The sequence below is a fragment of the Virgibacillus sp. M23 genome (assembly GCF_034190895.1).
GTDB lineage: Bacteria > Bacillota > Bacilli > Bacillales > Amphibacillaceae > Virgibacillus > Virgibacillus salarius.
Genome location: NZ_JAWDHA010000132.1, coordinates 1 through 833, shown reverse-complemented (window position 1 = coordinate 833; position 833 = coordinate 1). Strand labels below are relative to the sequence as shown.

Here is an 833-nt window from a genome sequence, read left to right as displayed (position 1 = left end):
GTTAGTTGAGGCCGTGCCCGCCGAAAGCGAAGTAATTAGTCGGAGCATTGCCAATATACATCAAACATTTCAAAATAACTACTTGGCTTAACGCAGTCATTGCACTGATTTTATACTTTCTTAACTTTGAACAAAAGCGCAAGCGCCGATTAGGAAACGTAGTGACTGGAGCGAATCAACCGAGATAAGGGAATCACGGTGAGCTTACGAGCCCATGATGACTTAGATTAGGACGATTCGTTATGTCACATCGTTTCTGGGGCGCTAGAGCTGGACGCAGCTATTTACCTGTTTCAGCAAATCGCTTTATTCGAGCGCCAATTTCATCTCTTACTCGTTGAAATACCTGCCACTTCACTTCTATCGTTCCTTCCGCCTTTGCTGGATCATCAAAGCCCCAATGCTCCCGATGTACATGCGAAGGTGTGACAGGACATTTGTCCTTAGCGTCTCCACATAGCGTCACAGCGATGGTAGCATGCTGTAAGATAGTCGGATCAATAATATCCGACGTGTGATCAGAGATATCAATACCAACCTCTTTCATTGCCTTCACGGCATGAGGATTGACCCCATGAGCTTCTATACCAGCACTTCTTACTTCCCAATCTTCACCTAGATACCTCTTAGCCCAGCCCTCTGCCATTTGACTACGACATGAATTTCCTGTACATAAAAAGTAAATTATTTTTTTCGTCATTTTCATCCTCCCTCAATAAAGTTAATTTTTCTACCAAATACTCATGTATTCTCAATATTTCATAAACATCATATAGTTCACTCACTAAGATTACTGGATATCATTTGAATTTCTATAAATGATTTACAAGGTA

1 protein-coding gene is annotated in these 833 nt (G+C 41.5%); it reads right to left on the bottom strand.

What is annotated here, in order from left to right; genetic code table 11:
• Positions 1–280: 280 nt before the first annotated feature.
• Positions 281–700 (bottom strand): arsenate reductase (thioredoxin), encoded by a 420-nt coding sequence (gene arsC / locus RVS70_RS21585; protein ID WP_026679706.1) that lies wholly within the window; start codon positions 698–700, stop codon positions 281–283.
• Between the last annotated feature and the right edge of the window lie 133 nt (positions 701–833).